At 59.3% G+C, this 22,158-nt stretch carries 17 protein-coding genes; 11 read left to right on the top strand and 6 right to left on the bottom strand.

The features are described 5' to 3' along the window. Positions 1-80: 80 nt before the first annotated feature. Together lpxD and ACYU70_RS03935 are read right to left on the bottom strand one after the other, a co-directional pair. Positions 81-1,121, bottom strand: a complete 1,041-nt coding sequence (lpxD, locus tag ACYU70_RS03940) for a UDP-3-O-(3-hydroxymyristoyl)glucosamine N-acyltransferase (protein WP_342296496.1) — start codon at positions 1,119-1,121, stop codon at positions 81-83. Positions 1,122-1,285: 164 nt separating this feature from the next. Next, positions 1,286-2,515, bottom strand: coding sequence for an HD domain-containing protein (locus tag ACYU70_RS03935; RefSeq protein WP_342296497.1), 1,230 nt, complete (start codon positions 2,513-2,515; stop codon positions 1,286-1,288). Between the two features lie 259 nt (positions 2,516-2,774). On the opposite strand from ACYU70_RS03935, the gene porX reads away from it, so the two are divergent. After that, positions 2,775-4,343: a T9SS response regulator signal transducer PorX gene (gene porX, locus ACYU70_RS03930; RefSeq protein ID WP_342296498.1), complete on the top strand. Its 1,569-nt coding sequence runs from the start codon at positions 2,775-2,777 to the stop codon at positions 4,341-4,343. 463 nt (positions 4,344-4,806) lie between these two features. Here the strand turns inward: porX and ACYU70_RS03925 are convergent, their stop codons facing one another. Both ACYU70_RS03925 and ACYU70_RS03920 read right to left on the bottom strand, forming a co-directional pair. Further along, complete coding sequence (locus ACYU70_RS03925; protein ID WP_342296499.1) at positions 4,807-6,063, bottom strand: pyridoxal phosphate-dependent aminotransferase; 1,257 nt, start codon at positions 6,061-6,063, stop codon at positions 4,807-4,809. Positions 6,064-6,134: 71 nt separating this feature from the next. Next, a complete protein-coding gene (locus tag ACYU70_RS03920) occupies positions 6,135-8,531 on the bottom strand; it encodes a TonB-dependent receptor domain-containing protein (RefSeq protein ID WP_342296500.1) in 2,397 nt (798 codons plus the stop codon). 281 nt (positions 8,532-8,812) lie between these two features. Here ACYU70_RS03920 and tsaE point away from each other — a divergent pair, with 281 nt between their 5' ends. Beyond that, the gene (gene tsaE, locus ACYU70_RS03915; RefSeq protein ID WP_342296501.1) at positions 8,813-9,250 is read left to right on the top strand and encodes a tRNA (adenosine(37)-N6)-threonylcarbamoyltransferase complex ATPase subunit type 1 TsaE; all 438 of its coding nucleotides are present in this window, start codon (positions 8,813-8,815) and stop codon (positions 9,248-9,250) included. Between the two features lie 96 nt (positions 9,251-9,346). Next, entirely contained in the window at positions 9,347-10,573 is a 1,227-nt protein-coding gene (locus ACYU70_RS03910) for an alanine dehydrogenase (protein WP_342296502.1), read from the top strand. A gap of 19 nt (positions 10,574-10,592) precedes the next feature. Here the strand turns inward: ACYU70_RS03910 and ACYU70_RS03905 are convergent, their stop codons facing one another. Continuing rightward, positions 10,593-11,054 (bottom strand): hypothetical protein, encoded by a 462-nt coding sequence (locus ACYU70_RS03905; RefSeq protein ID WP_342296503.1) that lies wholly within the window; start codon positions 11,052-11,054, stop codon positions 10,593-10,595. A gap of 29 nt (positions 11,055-11,083) precedes the next feature. Then, complete coding sequence (locus ACYU70_RS03900) at positions 11,084-11,992, bottom strand: flavin reductase family protein (protein ID WP_342296504.1); 909 nt, start codon at positions 11,990-11,992, stop codon at positions 11,084-11,086. A 255-nt stretch (positions 11,993-12,247) separates the two neighbouring features. On the opposite strand from ACYU70_RS03900, the gene ACYU70_RS03895 reads away from it, so the two are divergent. The 8 genes from ACYU70_RS03895 (at position 12,248) to ACYU70_RS03860 (ending at position 22,122) form a co-directional block, all read left to right on the top strand. Continuing rightward, positions 12,248-13,513 (top strand): MFS transporter, encoded by a 1,266-nt coding sequence (locus ACYU70_RS03895; RefSeq protein ID WP_342296505.1) that lies wholly within the window; start codon positions 12,248-12,250, stop codon positions 13,511-13,513. A 91-nt stretch (positions 13,514-13,604) separates the two neighbouring features. Next, a complete protein-coding gene (locus tag ACYU70_RS03890; protein WP_342296506.1) occupies positions 13,605-14,534 on the top strand; it encodes a M28 family peptidase in 930 nt (309 codons plus the stop codon). Between the two features lie 106 nt (positions 14,535-14,640). Continuing rightward, positions 14,641-15,063, top strand: a complete 423-nt coding sequence (locus ACYU70_RS03885; RefSeq protein ID WP_342296507.1) for an IS1/IS1595 family N-terminal zinc-binding domain-containing protein — start codon at positions 14,641-14,643, stop codon at positions 15,061-15,063. A 182-nt stretch (positions 15,064-15,245) separates the two neighbouring features. Further along, positions 15,246-16,754 carry a hypothetical protein gene (locus ACYU70_RS03880; protein ID WP_342296508.1) on the top strand — a complete coding sequence of 503 codons (1,509 nt, stop codon included), beginning with the start codon at positions 15,246-15,248 and terminating at the stop codon, positions 16,752-16,754. A gap of 54 nt (positions 16,755-16,808) precedes the next feature. Further along, on the top strand, positions 16,809-18,302 hold the full coding sequence (locus tag ACYU70_RS03875; RefSeq protein WP_342296509.1) for an MFS transporter: 1,494 nt from the start codon (positions 16,809-16,811) through the stop codon (positions 18,300-18,302). A 134-nt stretch (positions 18,303-18,436) separates the two neighbouring features. Continuing rightward, on the top strand, positions 18,437-18,658 hold the full coding sequence (locus ACYU70_RS03870) for a hypothetical protein (protein ID WP_342296510.1): 222 nt from the start codon (positions 18,437-18,439) through the stop codon (positions 18,656-18,658). A gap of 148 nt (positions 18,659-18,806) precedes the next feature. Beyond that, positions 18,807-21,620, top strand: a complete 2,814-nt coding sequence (locus tag ACYU70_RS03865) for a sensor histidine kinase (protein WP_342296511.1) — start codon at positions 18,807-18,809, stop codon at positions 21,618-21,620. A gap of 124 nt (positions 21,621-21,744) precedes the next feature. Beyond that, positions 21,745-22,122 (top strand): response regulator transcription factor, encoded by a 378-nt coding sequence (locus tag ACYU70_RS03860; RefSeq protein WP_342296512.1) that lies wholly within the window; start codon positions 21,745-21,747, stop codon positions 22,120-22,122. Positions 22,123-22,158: the final 36 nt, after the last annotated feature.

Here is a 22,158-nt window from a genome sequence, read left to right as displayed (position 1 = left end):
TTAGCTGTTCGCAATCAGGCTTAAAGGCGTTTGAGCCTAACAACTGACCACTAGCAACAGACAACTACTAGGCTACAAAGCTAGGGCTTTTCCGTCGCGTTTTTCGCCTTCTCCAGCGATGCCACGCGCTGTTCGAGCTCGGGCAGGCGGCGGAAAACGATTTGGGCGCGCTGGTTCTGCTTGAAGTCGAAGGCCGTGGAGCCTTGCAGGATGGTGCCTTCCTGCTTCACATTCTTGCCGATGCCCGACTGCGCGGTGACGGTCGTCTTGTTGGCCAGCGTGACGTGGCCGGCCATGCCCACCTGGCCCGCCAGCACGCAATGGTCGCCGATTTTGGCCGAGCCGGCGATACCCGTTTGCGAGGCAATGACCGTGTGCTGGCCAATTTCCACGTTGTGGGCCAGCTGCACGAGGTTATCAATCTTGCTACCTCTGCCGATGCGCGTCGACCCCAGCGTGGCGCAGTCGATGGTGGCATTGGCTCCGATGCTGACGTAGTCTTCGAGCACCACGTTGCCGATTTGCGGAATGGCTTTATAAGAGCCGTCGGGCTGCGGGGCGAAGCCGAAGCCATCGGAACCAACCACGGCTCCAGCTTTAACGACGCAGAACTGACCAATGACGGTATCCGAATAAATCTTAGCGCCAGCGTGGATGATGCTGCCCGCGCCAATCGTGACCCGGTCGCCGATATAGGCGTGGGGGAACACCAACACATTTTCGCCCAGCTTGCAGTTCTCGCCAATGTAGGAAAACGCGCCCCGGTAGTGGCCCGGCCCAATCTCGGACGACTCCGCGATGAACGAAGGCTGCTCGACGCCGCGCTTGCCGGTGCGGGTGGCCTGCGCATAAAATTCTAGCAGTTGGCTGAATGCGGTATAAGGATTCTCAACCCGAATCAGGGCGGGCTTGATGGCCTGTTTCAGCTCCTGGGCCTGACCCACGATTACAGCCGAAGCGCCGGTTTCGTAGAGAAACGGCTCGTATTTGCTGTTCGAGAGGAAGGTGAGGGAGCCGGCCTGGGCTTCTTCAATCTTGGCCAAACTGGAGATGCGCAGGGTGGCGTCGCCCTCCACGGTGCCGCCGAGAACTTCGGCAATTTGCTGAACGGTAAATTCCATAAGGCGCAAAATTAGGCGGCGGTTTCTGTTTTTAGACTGAGTAATCGGTCTACTTGTCATCCTGAGCGGAGCGAAGGACCTTATCAAGCCTGTAGCAACTGATTTACTGCAAACTGTTCAGACATGATAAGGTCCTTCGCTCCGCTTAGGATGACAAGTGGACGCTACACAATCTCCTTCGGGTAGCAGATATAAAACTTCTCCACGCGCTGGCTCAGGGCGCGGATGTTGGGCAAGTCCGACGCATCCATTACGTTCACCACATCGCCTTTTTTGGTCAGGATTTCTATGGGTTCCTGGCTTTCGGCGTTGTAGGCGCTGTTGCTGAGGCGGCCCGAAATCATGAGCAGTTCGGCTTCTTCCATCGGCAGGTGGAACTTCTCGGCGATGAGCTCCTGAATGCCGAGGCGGAATTCCTCGTCGAACGGCTCGGGGGCCAGCACGATTTTGAGCAGATTGCGGTGCAGGATGCTCTTGGCGAGGTAGCTGAGTACGATATCCGAATGCCCGGCCCAGGCTTTGATAGCCGACCAGATGTCGTAATCGTCAAGCTCCACGAAATGGCTGAGGATTTTCTCGTTTTTCTCGAACTCGTCCAGGCTCACGGCGCGGCCCAGGAAGTAGCCCAGGCAGCTGTTGGCGGGCACTTCCACGCCACGGCGGGCCAGGTCGCGGGCGCGCTGCACCACGCGGATGACCATTTGCTCAGCCGAGGTCACGGTTTTGTGCAGGTACACCTGCCAGTACATCAGCCGCCGGCTCACCAGGAAATTCTCGACCGAGTACACGGCTTTCTCTTCCAGTACCAGCCGCTCCTCGTGCACGCGCAGCATTTTGATGAGGCGGTCGGCCCCGGGGCGGCCTTCCTCAACGCCGGTGTAGAAGGAGTCGCGGTTGAGGTAATCGAGGCGGTCCATGTCGAGCTGGCTGCTCACCAGCTGGTGAAAAAACGGCCGCTTGTAGGTGCCCTTGAACATCTCAATGGCCAAATCGAGCTTGCCGTGAAATTCCTTGTTCAGGCGCTCCATCAAAAAAAGCGACAGCTGCTCGTGCGGCACATCTTGGAAAATGGCCGTTTCCAGGGCGTGGGATAGGGGGCCGTGACCTACGTCGTGCAATAGAATTGCAGCCATTGCAGCCTCGCCCTCGGCGGCCGAAATCTTCACGCCCTTATCCTTGAGCGTGCGCAGGGCCAGCGACATCAGGTGCATGGCGCCCAGCGCGTGGTGAAAGCGCGTGTGCAGCGCCCCGGGGTACACAAAGCCGGTGAGGCCGAGCTGCTGGATACGCCGCAGCCGCTGAAAATACCGGTGTTCAATCAGGTCAAACAGGAACTCCGTCGGGATGGTGACGAAGCCGTAAACGGGGTCGTTGAAGATTTTCTTTTTGTTCACGGAACGGGCGGGGAGGGGATGACGGGCAGAAAACAGAACAGTAGAAATACGGAGCGAATGGGCAAAAACAGGCAACATTTGCAGCGCCCGCCCGTCAATAACTGAACGCGAAGCTACGGCAGGCCGTTTGGGCAAGCTCAACCCTTTACGGGAAGCTGGCCGCGCCAACGTTGTCAGCTTTCTATATATCCATTCGGGACGTCTTACGTTAACTTGATTAACCAAGACGCCAAAGTCCCCAAGACCTCAAGTCCCCACTATGCAACAAACCACCATTCTCTGGGCCGACGACGAAATCGACCTGCTCAAGCCGCACCTGCTGTTTCTCAAGGAAAAAGGCTACGACGTAACGCCCGTCAACAGCGGCGCGGATGCCATTGAGGAGATTCAGGAAAAGAGCTACGACCTCGTGTTTCTCGATGAGAACATGCCCGGCCTCACCGGCCTGCAAACGCTCACCGAAATCAAGGCCATCCGCCCCACCGTGCCCGTGGTGATGATTACCAAGAGCGAGGAAGAGCACATTATGGAGTCGGCCATCGGCGCTAAAATTGCGGATTACCTGATTAAACCGGTGAACCCCAGTCAGATTCTGCTGTCGGTGAAAAAGGTGCTTGACAACAAGCGCCTCGTGAGCGAAGCCACTAACTCGGGCTACCAGCGCGATTTCCGCCAGCTCGGTATGCAGCTTTCTGACCGCCTTTCGCCCTCCGAGTGGGCCGACGTGTACAAGAAGCTGGTGTACTGGGAGCTTGAAATCAATGAAACTGAAGGCAAGAGCATGGCCGAGGTTTTCAACATGCAGAAGGACGAAGCCAACACGTATTTCGGCCGCTTCATCACCGAGAACTACGAAGACTGGGTGGACGGCAGCGACAAGGACGCGCCGCTCATGTCGCACCAACTGTTCAAGGAGCGGGTGTTTCCCACGCTAAAGGCCACCGGCGACACGCCCGTGTACTTCGTGCTAATTGACAACCTGCGCTACGACCAGTGGAAAGTGCTGGAGCCAATTATCACCGAGATGTTTACGGTGGACAGCGAGGAGATGTACTACGCCATTCTGCCGACCACTACGGCCTATGCGCGGAACGCCATTTTCTCGGGCATGATGCCGAGTGAAATCCAAAAAAAATACCCTAACCTGTGGGTGACTGACGACGACGACGAAGGCAAAAACCTGCACGAGGCCGAGTTCATGGAAATCAACTTCCAAAAGAACAACCAGAAGGCCAAGCACAGCTACCACAAGGTGACCAACCTGCAGGCTGGCAAGGACTTGCTGAGCAAAATGAGCAACCTGCACAACAACTACAAGTGCAACGTCATCGTCTACAACTTCGTGGATATGCTCTCGCACGCCCGCACCGACATGGCCATGATTCGGGAGCTGGCGGCCGACGAATCGGCCTACCGCAGCATCACCCGCTCGTGGTTCCTGCACTCGCCGCTGTATGAAATGATGCAGCAGATTGCCGAGAAAAAAGGCAAGCTCATCATCACCACCGACCACGGCACCATCCGTTGCAAGCGCCCCTATAAGATTGTGGGCGACCGCAATACAAACACCAACTTGCGCTACAAGCACGGCAAAAACCTGGGCTTCGAAGATTCGCGCGACGTGTACGTGGTGCGCAAGCCGGAATCCATTTTCCTGCCCCGTGAGAATGTGAGCACGGCGTATGTATTTACGATTGGCGATTATTTCTTCGCCTATCCGAATAACTACAATTACTACGTGAACTACTACAAGGACACGTTCCAGCACGGCGGTATTTCGCTGGAGGAATGCATTATTCCTTATGTGACGCTCACGGCGAAAGGTTGATAAATAGTAAGTTAATCGCAAGATTTTCCCTTAATTAAAAAGGCGCGAGATTACCTATATAAGGTTCGCATATTGAAGAGCCAAAACAAAAAAAAGGCTGCCAATTCTGGCGGCCTTTTTTTGTTTTAACATTGCCAATGACCGCTATGACGGTGATGATATAGAAAGTGAACATCCATCTCATCAGCGTCCTGCCGAATTTGACTTAAGGCCTTACGCTTTAAGGCGCGATGCCTTCTCCATAGCAGTTGGGTGTAAGCTTTACCGGGGTGATAAACTCCATATGAGACGCTACTGTAAAGCCGGATGCGCCCTTTTTGCCACGCCGTCCAAGCCCAGCGTTTTTTTGGTTGTTTCATGTGAATTATAGGTTGGTACCTACAATTCGTGACATGTAGCCGCTTGACGTTTCATGGGTAATGCAATGAATATTGCGCAATAAAAATACACAATAAGCTAATTATTATTTCAGCTTATCCAGTGCCGCCTTCAAACGCGGTAGCGCGGCCTGAATCGAATCCACTGTCTCAGCCCCAACCGAGGCGCGGAACCAAGGCTCCGAGGCCGGTGAGCCGAATGCTGAAAATGGCACCAGCGCCAGCTTGGCTTCGGCGATGAGGTAGGAGGTAAGCTCGGCGGTGGTGGTGAGGATGGTGCCGTCGGGGGCGGTGCGACCGAGCACGTCGATTTTGGCGGTGAGGTAGATGGCCCCGGCGGGTGCCACGGCATCGACGGGGTAACCCTGGGCTTTCAACTCTTTCAAACCGTCGAAAAGAGCGGTCAGGGAGGTTTGCAGGCGACCTTTGATGCTGGTTAGGAACTCATCGACGGCGGCGGTTTGGGGCAGAAATTTGCCCATGGCCACCTGTTCGGCTTTGGGAGCCCAGGCCCCGACGTGGCCCAGGATGGATTTCATCTTGTCGATGATGGTGGTGGGGCCGAAGCTGTAGCCCACGCGCACGCCAGTGGCGGCGAAGCACTTTGACGTGCCATCGATGTAGATGACGTAGTCGCGCAGCTCGGGGCGCAGGCTGACGGGGTCGTAGTGCTTGGCTTCGCCGAAGGTGAGGAGCCAGTAAATCTGGTCGTAAAGCACGTAGAGCGGCTTTTCATCGGGGCCACGGCGCTTGTTTTCGGCAATCACCAAGTCGCAGATTTCCTCCAGACCTTCCTTGGTGAATACGGTGCCGGTGGGGTTCAGCGGCGAGCAGAGGGCCAGCAGGTTGGCACCCGCTACGTGCGGCGCCAGGTCGGCGGCCGTGGGCATGAAGTTGTTTTCGGGCCGGGTGGGCACGGCTACGGGCGTAGCCCCTACCAGGTGGCAGTAGTGGTTGTTGTTCCAGCTGGGCAGCGGGAAAATGGCGCGGTCGCCTTCGTCGAGCAGGGCGCGGTAGGTGGCGTAGATGAGCGGGCGCGAGCCGCCGGCAATGAGAATATCATTAGCCGAATATTCCAGGCCCTGGCGGGTTTTTAGGAATGCCGAGACGCTGTCGCGCAACTCGCCCATGCCAGCGGCGGGCGGGTAGTTGGTCATGCCAGCCTGGTAGGCACCGATGATGCCGGCGGTGAGCCCGGCCGGAATTGGAAAAATTTTCGAGTCGAAATCACCGATGGTCAGGTTGCAGATGTTTGCGCCCTGGCGCACCTGCTCGCTTACTTGGTTGCCAATTCGAATGATTTCGGAGCCGATGAGGCCGGCTGCCATCTTGGATACTTGCATGGGAAAACGGAGAAATGAATGCCGCTTCGGCCCACGAAGGTATTTCAGCGCCGTCGGAAACGCCCGCTTTTTTAGCCGGCGCGGCGCTTTTCGTCTTCGGCCCCGCCGGTGCGGCGGCGGGTGGGGGCCAGCTTCTGGTTGCCGAAGCGGTAGGTGAAGGCCAGGGTAACGACCCGCGAATCGAACCGCTGGTAAAAACGCTCCTGATAGTTGTCGTAGGTCGACGTAGCGCGGGTTTTCTGGGTGTAGAACAAGTCGGCTACGTTCAGCTTGAAATTGCCTTTTTTGTCCCATACACTCTTCGAAATGCCGGCCGTGAGCTGGCCCTGGGGCCGTAAATCGAAGAAGCCGTAGAGCTGGCGCGATTGGTACGAGCCGGTGAGGTCGGCCCCCCAGCCGTGGCCCAGCGTGAAGGTGCTGGTGGAGGTGGCGTTGAAGGCGGGCTGGCCTTTGTCGAGGGACGTGCCGGCCAGGCTGCCGATGAAGCGGGCGTAGTACACTACCACGTTGTTGTTGGTGCTCCACCACTTGGCGGGCTCCAGGGCGGCGCTCAGAGTGAGGGTGTAAGTGTCCTGGCGGTCGAGGTTGATGTCCCGCGCCACCACGAAATTGCCGCCGCCCGGCGCGGGCTGCACCGCGTTGATGATGGGGTTGTTGGTGATGGACCAGGCCAGCTCGGTGGTGAATTTCTGCTTGAAAGTGTGGCTCAACTCCAGGTTGTAGCTGGTTTGGGGCAGTAGCGTGGGGTTGCCCGAGCCGTAGGTAGTCGCGTCGATGTAGGTGCGGAAGGGGTTGAGCTGGTTGTAGGTGGGCCGGTCGATGCGGCGGCTCAGGGAGAGGGACAGCTCGTGCTGCGCGCTCAGGCTGCGGCGGATGGCGGCGCTAGGAAACAACTGCACGTAGTGGCGCGGGGCGAAGGGCTCGTCGCCCACTTCCTGCTGGCCAGTGGCGTTGGTTTGCTCGGCGCGCAGGCCGGCGGTGAGGGTGGTTTTGGGCGTGGTTTGGGTGATGGTGACGTAGCCGGCGTTGATGTTTTCGTGGTAGATGAAGTGGTTGGACTGGTTGGTGTCGATGGTCGTTTGGCCGTCCTGGGTGTTGGTAAACAACACGTTGTTGTCGGAATTGACCAGGCTGGTTTTCACGCCCGCTTCCAGCTTGGTCAGCTTGTTGAGCGGCTGGGTGTAATCGGCCTTGAACGACTGAATGGTGAGTGTACCGCGCTGGTCGCTGTCGAGTATCACGGGGCTTTGCACCGGCAAGCTGAAATTGGTGGTGAGCGTCTGGAGCCGGATGCTGCGATACTGGGCGTAGTCGGCATCGGCGGTCAGCTCGCGGGCGCCGAGCGAGTCGGCAAATACATGCTTGAAATTGAGGTTAGCGGCGGCGTTGGGAAAGCGCAGGGCGCGGTCGTTATCAGCCTGGTAGCGGCGGATGGGCACGCCGGTGGCGTCGGCCTGCACGGCGGTGCTGGTGCCGTCCTGGGGCACGCGCACGGCCTGGCCATTCACGGAAAGGCCCACAGTGGTGCGCTCGGTCAGGTTGTAGTCGAGCCCGGCTTTATAAGTATGGGCGAAATTTCGGACGTGCACAAAGTTTTCCTGGTCGCTGGTGCCCGTGATTTGGCCGGTGCTCAGGAAGTCGCGGTGAATGGTCAGGGCCTGAAAGCCCTCGCGGTCGGCGTAGCCGTAGGTGCCAAACACGTTGAGCTTGCCTTGCCGGTGGTTTAGCGTGAGGCTGGTGTTGTACTTGTTGTACTGGCCGCGGCCGAAACTGGCGCTCAGATTGCCGTTGGTGCCTTGGCGCTGGTCTTTTTTGAGGTTGATAGCGATGATGCCGGCACTGCCCTGGGCATCGTACTTGGCGGGCGGGTTGGTGATGAGCTCGATGTTTTTGAGCTGGTCGGCGGGCAGATTGCGGAGGTAGTCGGCCAGCTCGGTGCCCGTCATGGCCACGCGCTTGCCGTCAATCATCACCAGCACGCCCTGGCGGCCCTTCAGGCTGAGGTTGTCGCCGTTGCCCACCGTCACGCCCGGCGAGCGGGCCAGCACGTCGAGCGTGGTGGAGCCGGCCGAGAGCGGACTGTCTTCCACGTTCACAATGGTCCGGTCGGCTTGGCGCTCAAACAAGGGCTTGTGTCCTGTTACGGTCACTTCCTTCAAATCCGTAGCCGCGCTAGCCTGGATGTCAAACGCCGGTAGCGCCAGCCCGGCGGCCGGCAGCTCAAACGGCGCACTCCAAAACCGCACAAACCCCACCTGCGCCGCCGAAACCCGGTACCGGGCCCCGCTCGGCGCTTCCAGCTGAAACCGGCCCCGCGCATCGCTGAATTCTGATTTAACAACAGTGGAATCAGCGGCGCGGTGCAGGGTGATGGTGGCAAATTCCACGGGCGCACCTGCTGCCAGCACCGAGCCGCTCACTGCAACCCGGGTTTGACCCGCAGCCGCGAAAGCGGACAGGAGAAGCAAAAACAAATATCCGCCGCGAGCGGAAAACGACCGATGCAGAAAATAGGAGAGCAACATATAGCAATTAGACTGAATGGGCTTCAAGGACCATTAGCCGTATTTGTAAGTTGCACAGGCCTGTGTTGAACAGGTGTTGGTCAATTGTAAGCGCTTCGAAAGCCGATGGATAGGAGCTTTGAAATGAATTGCTTAGCGAAATCAGCAAAGGATATAGGCGTGGTTTTGACAGCAATGCGTCAAAAAAAAGCCTGTTTCTGGCCATAAGGCGGTATTTTCGCCAAATGCTTCCTCTTACGCTCACCGTTCCTTCCCTGGCGGCCCTGCCCGCCGCCGCCGCCCGCCTGCAAGCCGCCATTGCCGAAGCTGGCTGCGCGGTAATAGCCTTCGAGGGCGAGATGGGCGCGGGCAAAACCACCCTCATCCGGGCACTGGCCGGCGCGCTGGGCGTGGCCGACGACGTGAGCAGCCCCACCTTCGCCCTGGTCAACGAGTACCGCGATGCCCGCGACACGCCCATCTATCATTTTGACTTCTACCGCATTGACTCCATTGCCGAAGCGGAGCAAATGGGCGCGGCGGAGTACCTCGATTCCGGGTATCTTTGTTTGGTAGAATGGCCGGCCCGCGTGGCGGCCCTTTTGCCGGTGCCCCACCTCGAAGTGCGCATCCAGGTATTGCCCGACGAAACCCGCGAAATAGAATTGAAAATTATTAATTAAGAATTAGAAATTGTCTTCGCATCACGCTCTGTGCGAAGTAATTATTGATTGCTCGTAATTTTTAATTCCCAATTTATAATTTATAATTCCCCAAAAATGCCCGAGCAGCTACCCTCCGGTTTTGAATCCTTGGCCACCAGCCGCGCCTATTTCACGCAGGAATCGATGCTGGCCGTGGAAACGCGCAAACGCAAGCTCTTCATCGGGATGCCGCGCGAAACCTCGCTCCAGGAAAACCGCCTCGGCCTCACGCCCGAAGCCGTGCAGCACCTCGTCTCGGCCGGGCACGAAGTAGTGATGGAAGCCGGCGCGGGCGAGCCCAGCAAGTACGCCGACCACGCCTATTCCGAAGCTGGCGCCCAGATTGCCTACTCCACCGAGGAAGTTTTCAAGGCCGACATTCTGCTGAAAGTAGCCCCGCCCACGCTCGAAGAAATTGAGCTGCTGCACCCCGGCCAAACCCTGATTTCGGCCCTGCAAATGGGCTCGATGACCTCAGAATACATCGCGGCCCTCTCGCGCAAAAAAATCAACGCCATCGGCTTTGAGCTGATGAAAGACCCCAGCGGTGCCCGCCCCGTGGTGCGCGCCATGAGCGAAATCGCGGGCTCGACGGTGATGCTGATTGCGGCCGAATACCTGGCCCGCTCCAACGAGGGCAAGGGCATCATTCTGGGCGGCATCACGGGCGTGCCGCCGTCGCAGGTGGTCATTCTCGGGGCCGGCACGGTGGCCGAGTTCGCCGCCCGCGCCGCTACCGGCCTCGGAGCCGAGGTGAAGGTGTTCGATAACCACCTGTACAAGCTGCGCCGTCTTAAGCACAACCTGGGTATGCAGCTCTACACCAGTACGTTGGATACGTTCGCACTCAGCCAGCAAATCCGCCGGGCCGATGTCGTTATCGGGGCGCTTGCGGTGGAAGACGGTCGCATTCCCTTCATGGTGCCCGAGGAAATGGTGTCCAGCATGGCTTCCGGTTCCGTCATCATCGACGTGAGCATCGACCAGGGCGGCTGCTTCGAAACCAGCGAGATGACCAGCCACAGCAGCCCCATCTTCCGCAAATACGACGTGGTGCACTACTGCGTGCCCAACATCGCCTCCCGCGTGCCCCGCACCGCCACCAACGCGCTGAGCAACATCTTCACGCCCATCCTCCAGGAAATTAGCCAGCACGGCGGCATCAACGAAGTACTGTTCACCAACGAGCATTTCCGCAGCGGCGTCTACATCTACCGCGGCTCGCTGACAAATGCGATGATTGCGAAGAAATTTAATTTGCGGTATAAGGAATTAGGGTTACTGATTGCGGTGCGGAATTAGGAGGGCTTTGGGATGGTGCTCAATGCTTAATAACTAATTCTTCCGTCACTATTTCAAAAGGAGGTGTAGAATCAAGCATTAGTAAATTGCTCAAAAACGGTATTTCATCCCTGAATTCTGAGGGAACGTCTTCATATTTCAAACTTATTATCGGGCATGCTACAAGATGGTAAGTTGAGCCCGCGTAATATGGGCTGGTTTTGTCATACGTGTACAGCCCACGGCGAGCATGCTCCTCGTAGCTAACGATGTACAAACTAAATTCTTGCTCATTTGCAATTGATGCTGCTTTATAGAGATTAGGACTTATTATAATTTGATTTGATATTTCTGGAAGGGCTAAAATTTTAGCATCAAGAGCCAGAGTTTTAGCATCAATCTTAAACGCTTCATCCTTTATAAAAGCTGGTAAATACCCACCTGCCGAAGTAAAGTGAATAAGTGTGCCAGATGCGTCAAATACAAACCAGTCTAAGTCCATATAGATTTGATATTTAGTGTTTGGAAATTTTAATCACATAGAAACGCTTTCCACGCCTCCACCAGCCGCCCTTCAGCCAGAAACTGGCGGCCCAGCTGTAGCAGCTGCTGCTTCAGCTCTGGGGTATCGTCGCGGTATTTGTTTAGCAGGTAGGCTACCATCGGCTCCGCTTTAAAGTCTTCGACTTGCGCCGGCGTGGGCAGGGCGTCGCGCTCGATGTTGGCGAGGCGGCCCAGCTCGTTGCCGGTGAGAACCTCGGAGTTGCGCAGGTGCTCGGGTAGCTGGTCGATGCCGATGCCGATGTGGCGGTTGGGCTTGGGTACTTCAAATAGGCTGGCCCCGCTGGCCCGGCAGTACCAGTCGCCGCCCAGGCGGGCCACCGCGTCCAGCTTGAATGGGTCGATGCCGGTGGCGTCGGGCAACAGAATATCTTGGCGGAAGTGCGCCCGCACCACCCGGCAGATGATGAGGTTGCCGGCCCCGTTGTTCTGGCCCAACTCGATAATCTGCTCTACTACGCACTCGAAGGCCGCCGGTGCTTCGGCCACGCGGGGCGGGCGCACCAGCTCGGAAGCCAACTCGGTGAGGCCGGCTTTGGCGAATTCGTTTACACCCTTGCCGTACTCGGTGCTGGCCAGCGACATCTGCTCCACCAGCGCGTAATCGCAGATGTTGATGACGACTTCGGGCACCTCGCGCACATTTTCCAGCGTGTGCTTTTGGGTATTGTCGCGCACGCGGTTGGCCGGCGAAAACACAAGGATGGGCGGGTTCGAGCTGAAGGCGTTGAAGAAGCTGAAGGGGCTCAGATTCACGCGGCCCTCGGCGTCGATGGTGCTGGCGAAGGCGACCGGGCGCGGGGCCACCGCGCCCACCAGGAACGGGTGCCACTGGGCGGGCGTGAGGTCGGAAGGAGTGAGGGAGTGAAAATCGTTCATAGGTTGCAAAGGAAGTACAGCGGGAAATACCGGCCGGGAGGTAGGCCGTCGGGGCTTGATTGTGCTAAACAACTATCGTTTTTAAAACGAGGGTTGTTCGGGTATAAAGTTCTTATATTCTAACATATTGGATGTTTTCAGCAGGAAATGTTAACGATAAGGGCAGCTATAGTAATAAGTAGATGGCTGGCGCTGCGGCAGCCGTTCAAAAAATAAAGGGTAACGTTGGAGGTTCGTAACCAAATTCTTCTCCCTATGAACCCAACCAAAATTCCGGACCCCAACGCGGTACGCCCCGACGTGGGCTTGTTCAGCGCCATCGTGATTGTGGCATCGCTGGGCTACTTCGTTGATATTTATGACCTTGTGCTCTTTAGCATCGTGCGGGTGCAGAGCCTGAATGACATCGGCATCACCGAGGCTTCGGCCGTGACCAACCAGGGCCTGTACCTACTTAATATGCAGATGGGAGGGATGCTGCTGGGCGGTATTCTATGGGGGATATTGGGCGATAAAAAGGGCCGGTTATCGGTGCTGTTCGGCTCGATTCTACTCTACTCGCTGGCCAATATTGCCAACGGCTTTGTGCAGAATATCGACCAATACGGCTGGCTGCGCCTGATTGCGGGCGTGGGCTTGGCCGGCGAGCTGGGGGCGGGCATCACGCTGGTGGCCGAGACATTGCCCAAGGAAAAGCGGGGCTACGGCACCATGATTGTGGCGTCGGTGGGCGTGAGCGGGGCCGTGGTGGCCTACTTTGTAGGTAGCGAGTTTGGCTGGCGCAATGCGTATTTCATCGGCGGCGGGCTGGGGCTGGCGCTACTGGCGCTGCGGGCCGGCGTGTTCGAGTCGGGCATGTTTGAGCAAACCAAGCAGGGGACTGCCAAGCGCGGCAACTTTCTGAGCCTGTTTACCAATGGTGTGAGGTTTTGGAAGTACCTGCGCTGCCTGTTCGTAGGCATTCCGTTCTGGTTTCTAGCCGGTATTCTCATCACGCTAGCCCCGGAATTTGGCAAAGCGTTTGGCCTGCAAGGCCCGGTTACGGGTGGTCTGAGCATTGCCTGGTGCTATTTCGGTCTCACGCTGGGCGACTTCACTAGCGGCGGCCTCAGCCAGCTACTCAAAAGCCGGATGCGAACCTTGCAGCTGTTCATTATTGGTAGTGCCATTGCGGTGGCCTTCTACCTGTTTGGGCTGCACGGGGCCAGCACCACAACCTTCTACGCCGCCTGCTTTTTCGTGGGCTACACTGGCGGGTTCTGGGCGTTGTTCGTCACGGTTTCGGCCGAGGAATTTGGTACCAATATCCGCTCCACGGTGGCTACTACGGCTCCCAATTTTGCCCGGGGTGCGCTCGTGCTGGTTACCCTTGCTTTCAAAGCATTGAAAGACAATCCTTCATTGGGCATGGTGGGCGCGGCCGCCGTTATTGGTTCCGTGCTGCTGCTGCTGGCCTTTTTTAGTGCCAGCACATTGCCCGAAACCTATGGCAAAGACCTCGACTACGTGGAGGAAGAATAGGCTGCGAGATTTCAATCTGAACGCAGGTTGCCAAACGGCAGCGCCCTTACCGGCGCTGCCGTTTGTGTTTTGGGATATTAGCTTTAGCCGCATGAAATGGGCATTGCTGAGTTTATTCTTCTTCCAAACGGCTGGTCCGGCGCAAGCGGCCAGCCCACCGCCAGCCGACACGGCGCGGCTGCGCCAGCACCTGCGGTTTCTCGTTAGCACGCCGCAGCCGCGCAACTACCAGCACCCGGACGTGCTCGATTCGGTGGCGGCTTACATTCAACGGAATCTGCGGGCAGCCGGGGCGCACTCGGTGGGTGCGCAGCCCTACGCCGTGCGCGGCCAGAAGTACCGCAATGTCCTCGGCTCGTTCGGGCCGGCAGATGGGCCACGCCTGATAATTGGGGCGCACTACGACGTGTGCGGCGACCAGCCGGGTGCCGATGACAACGGCACCGGCGTGGCCGCCCTGCTGGAGCTAGCCCGCCTGCTGGGCCAGCAGCCCGCGCTGCCGTACCGCATCGATTTGGTGGCCTATACGCTGGAAGAGCCGCCGTTTTTCCGCACCCCAAACATGGGCAGCTACGTGCACGCCGCGAGCCTGAAAGCCGCTGGCGTGCCGGTGCGCGGCATGGTAGCGCTCGAAATGCTGGGCTATTATGACGACCGGCGCGGTACCCAGCGCTACCCAATCTGGCCGCTGAAATTTATCTATGGGAGCCGCGGCAACTACGTGACCGTGGCGCAGAAATTTGGTAATGGGCGCTTTGGACGACAGTTTGCGCGGCGCTACCGGGGCGCGGCCACCGTGCCCGTGAAGCGCTTCAAGGCACCGGCTTGGTTGCCGGGTATCGACTTTTCGGACCACCTCAATTACTGGAAATTCGGCTACCAGGCCGTGTTGCTGACAGATACCGCCTTCTACCGCAACCGTAGCTACCACGAGGCTACCGACACCTTGGGCCGGCTGGATATGCGCCGTCTTGGACTAGCCGTAGAAGCGTTGCTGGCTACTGTGCAGATGGGAGAGTAAGCACTCACTAATGAAAATGAATGTAAAATGTGTTATATTCGCTAAAATGGTATAGGTTTGCTGAGTAGCTATAGCTTTTCAGCATTTCACCCGTCTTTTTTGCGCCATGCTAGCCCCCGCCTGCCCCAAATGCGAATCGAAGGAAGCCACCAAAAGTGGCGTGGTGAACGAGCGGCAGCGGTTTCGGTGCAAAACCTGCGGCTACCACTACACCGTGGCCAAGCTGGGCCGCGAGGTGGACAGCTACTACGTCATCAAGGCCCTGCAGCTGTACATTGAGGGCGTGAGCTACCGCGAAATTGAGCGGCTGCTGGGTGTGAGCCACGTGAGCGTGATGAACTGGGTGAAGAAGTACGGCATGCGCGCCCCGCGCCAAACCGACTATCACCCAACCTACAAAATACTCAACCAAGCGGAGTTAGGCGCGTTTTTTCAGGTGCCGGGCAACCTGAAAGGTGCGGGCATGGTGGTGACGGAGCTAGGCGATAAGTTCATGGTGATTCGCTGGGAGCGGTTCCGGGCTCACTAAGTCGCAAAAGATATAGTGCTTACCAAAACGATGCCGGCCGGTAGCTAACGGGCTGGGCATTGTGCTACTTAGCCGGACCAATCGGCTTGGGGCCGGAGCGCGGCCATTAACGGCTGCGGCTCAGCTTCTGAATAACCCGGCAGCTTCGCGGCAACTCTCACCTAAATTCTTCCTTTAGCACGATGCATACTTCCCGCTACGCATTGGCCCTGAGTGGCTTGTTGATGACCGGGGCCGCGTTTGGCCAGGTTGCCCCGCCCGCTACCGGCACGGCTCCTGAGCCCGCCGCGCCCGCGCCGCCGCCCGCCGTGCCCACGCCGACCAAATCGGCTCCCTACGGCCCGGGCATGAAAATCAATCTCTCGCCCGACGGCTCAAAATACCTACGCTTCCTAACCTGGGCCCAGATGTGGGCGCAATACAACGAGAACAACAGCAATACTATCCGCAACGGCAACCCCAGGAGCGACCAGACCACGTTTGGCATCCGGCGGGCGCGCCTGATTATGCTGGCTCAGCTCAACCCCCGGTTTCTGACTTACATCGACCTGGGCATTGAGAACCAAACGGCCCTGAGCGGCGGCCTGCCCAACGACCCTAACGGCACTGGCAAGCGCTCCCCGAATTACATCCACGAAGCTGTGGCTGAATACAAAGTGAATAAATACCTGAGCGTGGGGGGCGGCCTGAACTACCAGGTAGGCGTGTCGCGGATGACGGCCGCCAGCACGGCTACCATGATGACTTACGACATCCCGGTCACCAATTTTCCCACGCTGGACCAAACCGACCAGTTTGGCTTCTTCCTGGGCTTTTATGGCCATGGCCGGATTGGCGGGTTTGACTACCGCGTGGCTATTGATGATGCCTTTGCCACCAACACGGCCGGCAACAGCCTCCAGCTTACCACGGCCAATCCCACCGGCCTGCGCACCAACGTGGCGCAGTTCAACCCGCGCAATACCAACAAGATTTACCAGGGCTATTTCAGCTACTCGTTTTTCGAGAAGGAGGCCAACCTGCTGCCCTTCACCACGGGTACCTACCTGGGCACGAAGAAGGTGTTCAACGTCGGGGCGGGCTTCCATTACAATGCCGAAGGCACTTACTCGCGCGACCAGGACTACGTAATTAACCCGGGCACGCACACCCACGACATCAAGCTCTTCGGGGTCGATGCCTTTTACGATGCGCCGATTGATACTACCTCAAACACGGCCCTCACGCTGTATGCCGTGTACTACAACTATGATTTCGGCCCCAATTATGTGCGCAACGCCGGGTTGCTGAACCCGGGTTCCAGTGTGGCGGTCGGTAGCACCGGCCCATCTAACCTGTATGGTAATGCGCTGCCGCTCATCGGCACGGGCCACAGCTACTACGCCCAGGCCGGCCTGCTGCTGCCCAAAAAGTTGCTGGGCCCGAAAGCCCGCCTCCAGCCCTACGTGGCCTACCTGCGCAACGAGTGGGAAGGCCTGCACGACACCAGCGGCAACCGCAAATCGGTGAACGTGTACGATGCCGGCCTGAACCTGCTGCTCGACGGCCACAACGCCAAAGTGACGCTCAACTACCGCGCCCGGCCCGATTTCTCGGACCAGACCTTCATCCCCGCCAACAACGGTGCGGCCACCGTCAACAGCGTGCAGTACCGCCCCGAGGTCACCCTGCAGCTCCAGGTGTACCTGTAGGGCCGGCGGCACTTCCTTCGCTTTCACACCTCATCTTTTTTTGCTGAAATTCCCATGGAACAAAGTTTGAAGCCGGCCTACGCGGCGGCGGCGGATGCCCCGGCAGCGCACGACAACAACACGACCTCGACCAGTCAAATCTGGCAGGTTATCACGGCCTCGTCGGTGGGTACGGTGATTGAGTGGTACGATTTCTACATTTTTGGCTCGCTGGCGGCCATCATCGGGCCGGTGCTGTTTGGGCAGTCCGGCGATATTACCAAGTCGTTGCTGGGGGCGCTGGCCGTGTTCGGGGCGGGCTTCGTGGTGCGGCCGTTTGGGGCCGTATTCTTTGGCCGCATCGGCGACATGATTGGGCGGAAATACACTTTCCTGGTCACGCTGCTGATTATGGGCGGGGCCACGTTCATCACCGGCCTCATTCCGAGCTATGATTCCATTGGCATTGCGGCCCCGGTTATCGTGGTGATTTTGCGCCTGTTGCAGGGGCTGGCCCTGGGCGGCGAGTATGGTGGCGCAGCTACTTACGTGGCCGAATACGCTCCCGACCAGAAACGCGGCTACTACACCAGCTTCATCCAGATTACGGCCACCGGCGGCCTCATTCTCAGCATCACCGTCATCCTCATCACCCGCAAACTGATGGGCGAGCCCGCCTTCAAGGAGTGGGGCTGGCGCATTCCGTTCCTGCTCTCGGGCTTCCTGGTTATTGCCTCGTACTACATCCGCCGCCGGCTGCACGAGTCGCCGCTGTTTGCCAAAGCTAAGGCCACCGGCACCACCAGCAAAAGTCCCTTGCGCGATTCCTTCGTGAACCCCATCAACCGCCGCCTGGTGCTCATTGCGCTGTTCGGCGCTACTATGGGCCAGGGCGTTATCTTCTACACCAGCCAGTTTCAGGCCTTCACCTTCATGAATGCCACGCTGAAACTCGACATCGTTGATTCGAGCATCATCATGGTGGTTTCGATGCTGCTGGCCACGCCGCTGTTCGTGTATTTTGGTTCGCTGTCGGACCGCATTGGCCGCAAGAAAATCATCATGACGGGTATGATTTGTGGGGCGCTGTTCACCATGCCGCTGTTCTACGGCATCAAGGCCTTTGCCGGGCCGCTCACCGAAATCACGCCCGCTACGGTGGATGCCGCCGGCAAAGCCGTGCCCGCCGTCATGAAAGCCCTCACGCCCAACGTGCCGGCCATGATTGCGCTGGTGTTCTGCCTCGTCGTGTTCGTGACGATGGTGTACGGCCCCATCGCCGCCTACCTCGTTGAGCTGTTCCCCACCAAAGTGCGCTACACGTCGCTTTCGGTGCCGTATCATATTGGCAATGGCATCTTCGGCGGCTTCGTGCCGCTGGTGGCCACGTCCATCGGTGTGTGGGCGGCCGCGCAGCCAGCCGGCACGTTTGCCAAGGAGCACAGCAGCATCGTGGGCCTGATTTACCCGGTGGTTATCGCCCTGATTTGCTTCCTCGTCGGCGTGGCTTATATGAAAGACGTGCGCAACGTGAAGCTCATTGAAGACCAGCCTTCTCCGGCCGCTTAGGTAGCCCGTAACGCGACCAACCCACGCCCGAAAAAGCCGCTGGTCCGCTGGGCCAGCGGCTTTTTTACTAAATTGACGAGCGGCCGCTTTCCCCGGCGCACCGGCTCCTGATGCCTGCCAAACCTCCGTTTCCCGTGTCCTCCCATCCCCATCCTGAACGCACGGAATCGCGCCGGGGCCACCGGCTGCTGTTCTTAGCCGTGCTGTTCGGCGTGCTGCTCAATTTCCCCCTGCTGGCCGTGTTCGACCACGACGGGCGGGTGGGCGGCGTGCCGGTGCTCTACCTGTATGTGTTGCTGCTATGGGCTGTGCTGGTTGGGCTGACGGCTTGGCTGGTACGGGAGAGGAGGGAGTGAAAACGCGTGTTCGCCGCCTGTCATCCTGAGCGGAGCGAAGGACCTTATCACGCTTGCGCCAGTTGATTACTGCAAACCGTTCAGCGGTAATAAGGTCCTTCGCTCCGCTCAGGATGACAAACTTTTACCAACCCACCACCCCACCAAAATGTCCAAGCTGCTCGTCATCGGCTTTTCCTTCGGCTACCTGGCCCTGCTTTTCGGCGTGGCCTACGCCGCTGAGCGCCGCTCTGCCGCCCGGAAAAGCTTGGTGAGCAACCCCTACATCTACGCCCTGAGCATGGCCGTGTACTGCACGGCCTGGACGTACTACGGCTCGGTAGGCCGGGCGGCGCACAACGGGCTGGAGTTCGTGGGCATCTACCTCGGCCCCACGCTGCTGGCCCCGGTGTGGTGGCTGGTGCTGCGCAAGATTATTCGCGTGAGCCGGCAGCAGCGCCTCACCTCCATTGCCGATTTTATTTCGGCCCGCTACGGCAAGAGCGCGGCGCTGGGCGCGCTGGTTACGGTGGTGTGCGTGCTGGGCATCGTGCCCTACATCGCCCTCCAAATCAAAGCCATTGCTGCCTCGTTCGTGACCCTGACCGGGAGCGGGGCGGGGGCGGGCGGGGCGGCGGCCACCACGGCCCTCTACACTACGGGTGCGCTGGCGGTGTTCACCATCCTGTTCGGGGTGCGGTCGGTGGAGGCTACCGAGCGGCACGAGGGCATTGTGCTGGCCGTGGCCCTGGAAAGCGTGCTGAAGTTGGTAGCCTTTCTGGTGCTGGGCCTGTTCGTCACCTTTGGGCTGTTTCATGGCTTTGCCGACGTATTCGACCAGGCGGCGGCGGTGCCGGCGCTGCGGCAGCTGTTCACGTTACGCGGCTCGGGCACGAGCGGGGCTGAGTGGTTCACACTGCTGGTTCTGAGCATGTCGGCGGTGCTGCTGCTGCCCCGGCAGTTCCAGGTGGCCGTGGTGGAAAATGTCGATGAAAACCACCTCCGCAAGGCCATGTGGCTGTTTCCGCTCTACCTCATCATCATCAATCTATTCGTGCTGCCGGTGGCTTTCAGTGGCATGCTGCGGCTGGGCCACAGCGGCATCGATGCCGATACCTACGTGCTGGCGCTGCCGCTGGCGGCGGGGCACTCGTGGCTGGCGCTGCTCACGTACCTGGGCGGCTTGTCGGCGGCCAGCAGCATGATTATCGTCGAAACCATTGCCCTGAGCGTGATGATGAGCAACCACCTGCTCATGCCGCTGCTGGTGCGCGTGCCCTTAGCCCAGCCCGGGGGCCAGACTCGCTGGTTTGCCTACCTGGGCCGCGTAGCGCTCGAAAGCCGCCGCCTGGCCGTGGTGCTGGTGCTGCTGCTGGCCTACGGCTACTACGCCGAAGTGGGCAAAACCCTCCCGCTGGTGAACACCGGCCTAGTGTCCTTCGCGGCGGTGGCGCAGTTTGTGCCCGCCGTGCTGGGCGGCCTGTACTGGAAGGGCGGCTCGCGGCGCGGGGCCACGGTGGGGCTGCTGGCGGGTTTTGGCATCTGGTTTTTCACGCTGGTGCTGCCCACGCTGGTAGGGCCGGGGCGCTTGCCCGAATCTGTCCTGACCGAGGGCGTGGGCGGCATCAGCGGCTTGCGGCCATTCGCGCTGTTTGGGCTCGAAGGGCTCGATTACCTCTCGCACGGCCTGTTCTGGAGCTGGTTTTTCAACATCGGGCTCTACGTGGGCCTCTCGCTGGCCTGGCCGCCCACGGCGCTTGAGCTGCGGCAGGCCGATGTGTTCGTAGACGTGTTCACGCGCCGCAGCCTGGCCGAGGAAGTGGCCGGCTGGCAGGGGAGGACCCCCTTCCCCGACGTGCGCGCCCTGCTGCTAGGCTTCCTCGGGAAGAAGCGCACCAATCAGGCCCTGCGCACCTTCGCCACCCGCTTCCCCGACGCGCTTCCCTCCGAAAACCCAGCAGAAACCGCTCAACTGCCAATTCCAGCCGACCCGCGCCTGCTCACCTACGCCGAGAAGCTGCTGGCCGGCAGCCTCGGCCCGGCCAGCGCCCGGATGCTGGTGGCCTCGGTGGCCGGGGCCGAGCAAATCAGCTACGACAGCGTGGTGGGCATTCTCAAGGAGAGCCAGCAGCTGCTCGAAGCCAACCGCCAGCTCCAGAAGCAGAGCCGCCAGCTTCAGCGCCTTACCGACGAACTACGTGCCGCCTACGACCAGCTCCAGGCCCTCGACCATCGCAAGGACGAATTCCTATACACCGTGACCCACGAGCTGCGCACGCCCCTCACCAGCATCCGGGCGCTGGCCGAAATCCTGGCCGACAACCCCGATTTGGAAACCGAGGAGCGCCAGCATTTCCAGCTCACCATCGGCCGCGAGGCCGAGCGCCTCACCCGCCTCATCTCCCTGGTGCTCGATTTGGAGAAGTTCGAATCGGGCCAGGCCACCCTGGACCGCGCCCCCGTGCCCGTGGCCGACCTCGTGGCCGAAGCCCTCGATGCCGTGGGCCAGCTCCTGCGCTACAAGCACATCACCCTGCACGTCGATATCCCCGTCGACCTGCCCGTCCTCCACGCCGACCGCGACCGCCTCATGCAGGTCCTCGTCAACCTGCTTTCCAATGCCATCAAAGCCTGCCACCCCGACGGCCAGGGCCGCATCGCCGTGCTGGCCTGGCCCACCGCCGACGTGCTCCTGCTCTGCGTGGAAGACAACGGCCGGGGCATCTCGCCCGCCGCCCAGCACCTCATCTTCGACAAGTTTTACCAGGCCCAGCACCAGACCACCCGCAAGCCCGAAGGCACCGGCCTGGGCCTGGCCATCACCCGCAAAATCGTGGAGCTCCACCACGGCCGCATCTGGGTCGAAAGCAGCCTGGAGCAGGGTGCCCGCTTCTTTATCGAGCTGCCGCTGGCCGGGAGCGGAAGGGAGGAAGCGGAAATCGAAACTGTCATCCTGAGCGCAGCGAAGGACCTTATCAAGTAAGAACAAATTGCAGCAATCTCAAACAGCACGCGTGATAAGGTCCTTCGCTGCGCTCAGGATGACAGCCGATTGAACCCCGGCCCTTTATTTCTACCTCCCTCACCACCCGCCTCCACCCATCTGCATGAAAACCCCCCACATCCTTATCGTCGACGACGAGCCCAACATCGTCATGTCGCTTGAATTCCTGATGCGCAAAAACGGCTTCCAGGTCGGCATCGCCCGCAACGGCACCGAAGCCCTGGCCGCCATCGACCAAACCCCCTACGACCTCATTCTCCTCGACATCATGATGCCCGACGTGGACGGCCTGCAGGTGTGCCGCGAGCTCCGCCAGCGCCCCGACCGCGCCGCCACCAAAGTCATTTTCCTCTCTGCTAAAAGCCGCGAAGCCGACATCCAAAAAGGCTACGAAGTAGGGGCCGACCTCTACATTCCCAAGCCCTTCAGCACCCGCCAGCTCATGGAAAAAGTCCGCGAGCTGCTGGGCGTAGCCGCCTGAATTGTAGCGCGGACTTTTAGTCCGCGCCGGAGCTGT

The sequence above is a fragment of the Hymenobacter segetis genome (assembly GCF_054776495.1).
The sequence above is the reverse complement of the archived record's forward strand: the minus strand, read 5'-3'. Positions and strand labels throughout refer to the sequence as shown.

Bases quoted from the DNA above. Each gene is read 5' to 3' on its own strand.
- lpxD (WP_342296496.1), bottom strand. From the start codon at position 1,121: ATGGAATTTACCGTTCAGCAAATTGCCGAAGTTCTCGGCGGCACCGTG.
- porX (WP_342296498.1), top strand. From the start codon at position 2,775: ATGCAACAAACCACCATTCTCTGGGCCGACGACGAAATCGACCTGCTC.
- ACYU70_RS03925 (WP_342296499.1), bottom strand. From the start codon at position 6,063: ATGCAAGTATCCAAGATGGCAGCCGGCCTCATCGGCTCCGAAATCATT.
- tsaE (WP_342296501.1), top strand. From the start codon at position 8,813: ATGCTTCCTCTTACGCTCACCGTTCCTTCCCTGGCGGCCCTGCCCGCC.
- ACYU70_RS03910 (WP_342296502.1), top strand. From the start codon at position 9,347: ATGCCCGAGCAGCTACCCTCCGGTTTTGAATCCTTGGCCACCAGCCGC.
- ACYU70_RS03905 (WP_342296503.1), bottom strand. From the start codon at position 11,054: ATGGACTTAGACTGGTTTGTATTTGACGCATCTGGCACACTTATTCAC.
- ACYU70_RS03900 (WP_342296504.1), bottom strand. From the start codon at position 11,992: ATGAACGATTTTCACTCCCTCACTCCTTCCGACCTCACGCCCGCCCAG.
- ACYU70_RS03895 (WP_342296505.1), top strand. From the start codon at position 12,248: ATGAACCCAACCAAAATTCCGGACCCCAACGCGGTACGCCCCGACGTG.
- ACYU70_RS03890 (WP_342296506.1), top strand. From the start codon at position 13,605: ATGAAATGGGCATTGCTGAGTTTATTCTTCTTCCAAACGGCTGGTCCG.
- ACYU70_RS03885 (WP_342296507.1), top strand. From the start codon at position 14,641: ATGCTAGCCCCCGCCTGCCCCAAATGCGAATCGAAGGAAGCCACCAAA.
- ACYU70_RS03880 (WP_342296508.1), top strand. From the start codon at position 15,246: ATGCATACTTCCCGCTACGCATTGGCCCTGAGTGGCTTGTTGATGACC.
- ACYU70_RS03875 (WP_342296509.1), top strand. From the start codon at position 16,809: ATGGAACAAAGTTTGAAGCCGGCCTACGCGGCGGCGGCGGATGCCCCG.
- ACYU70_RS03865 (WP_342296511.1), top strand. From the start codon at position 18,807: ATGTCCAAGCTGCTCGTCATCGGCTTTTCCTTCGGCTACCTGGCCCTG.
- ACYU70_RS03860 (WP_342296512.1), top strand. From the start codon at position 21,745: ATGAAAACCCCCCACATCCTTATCGTCGACGACGAGCCCAACATCGTC.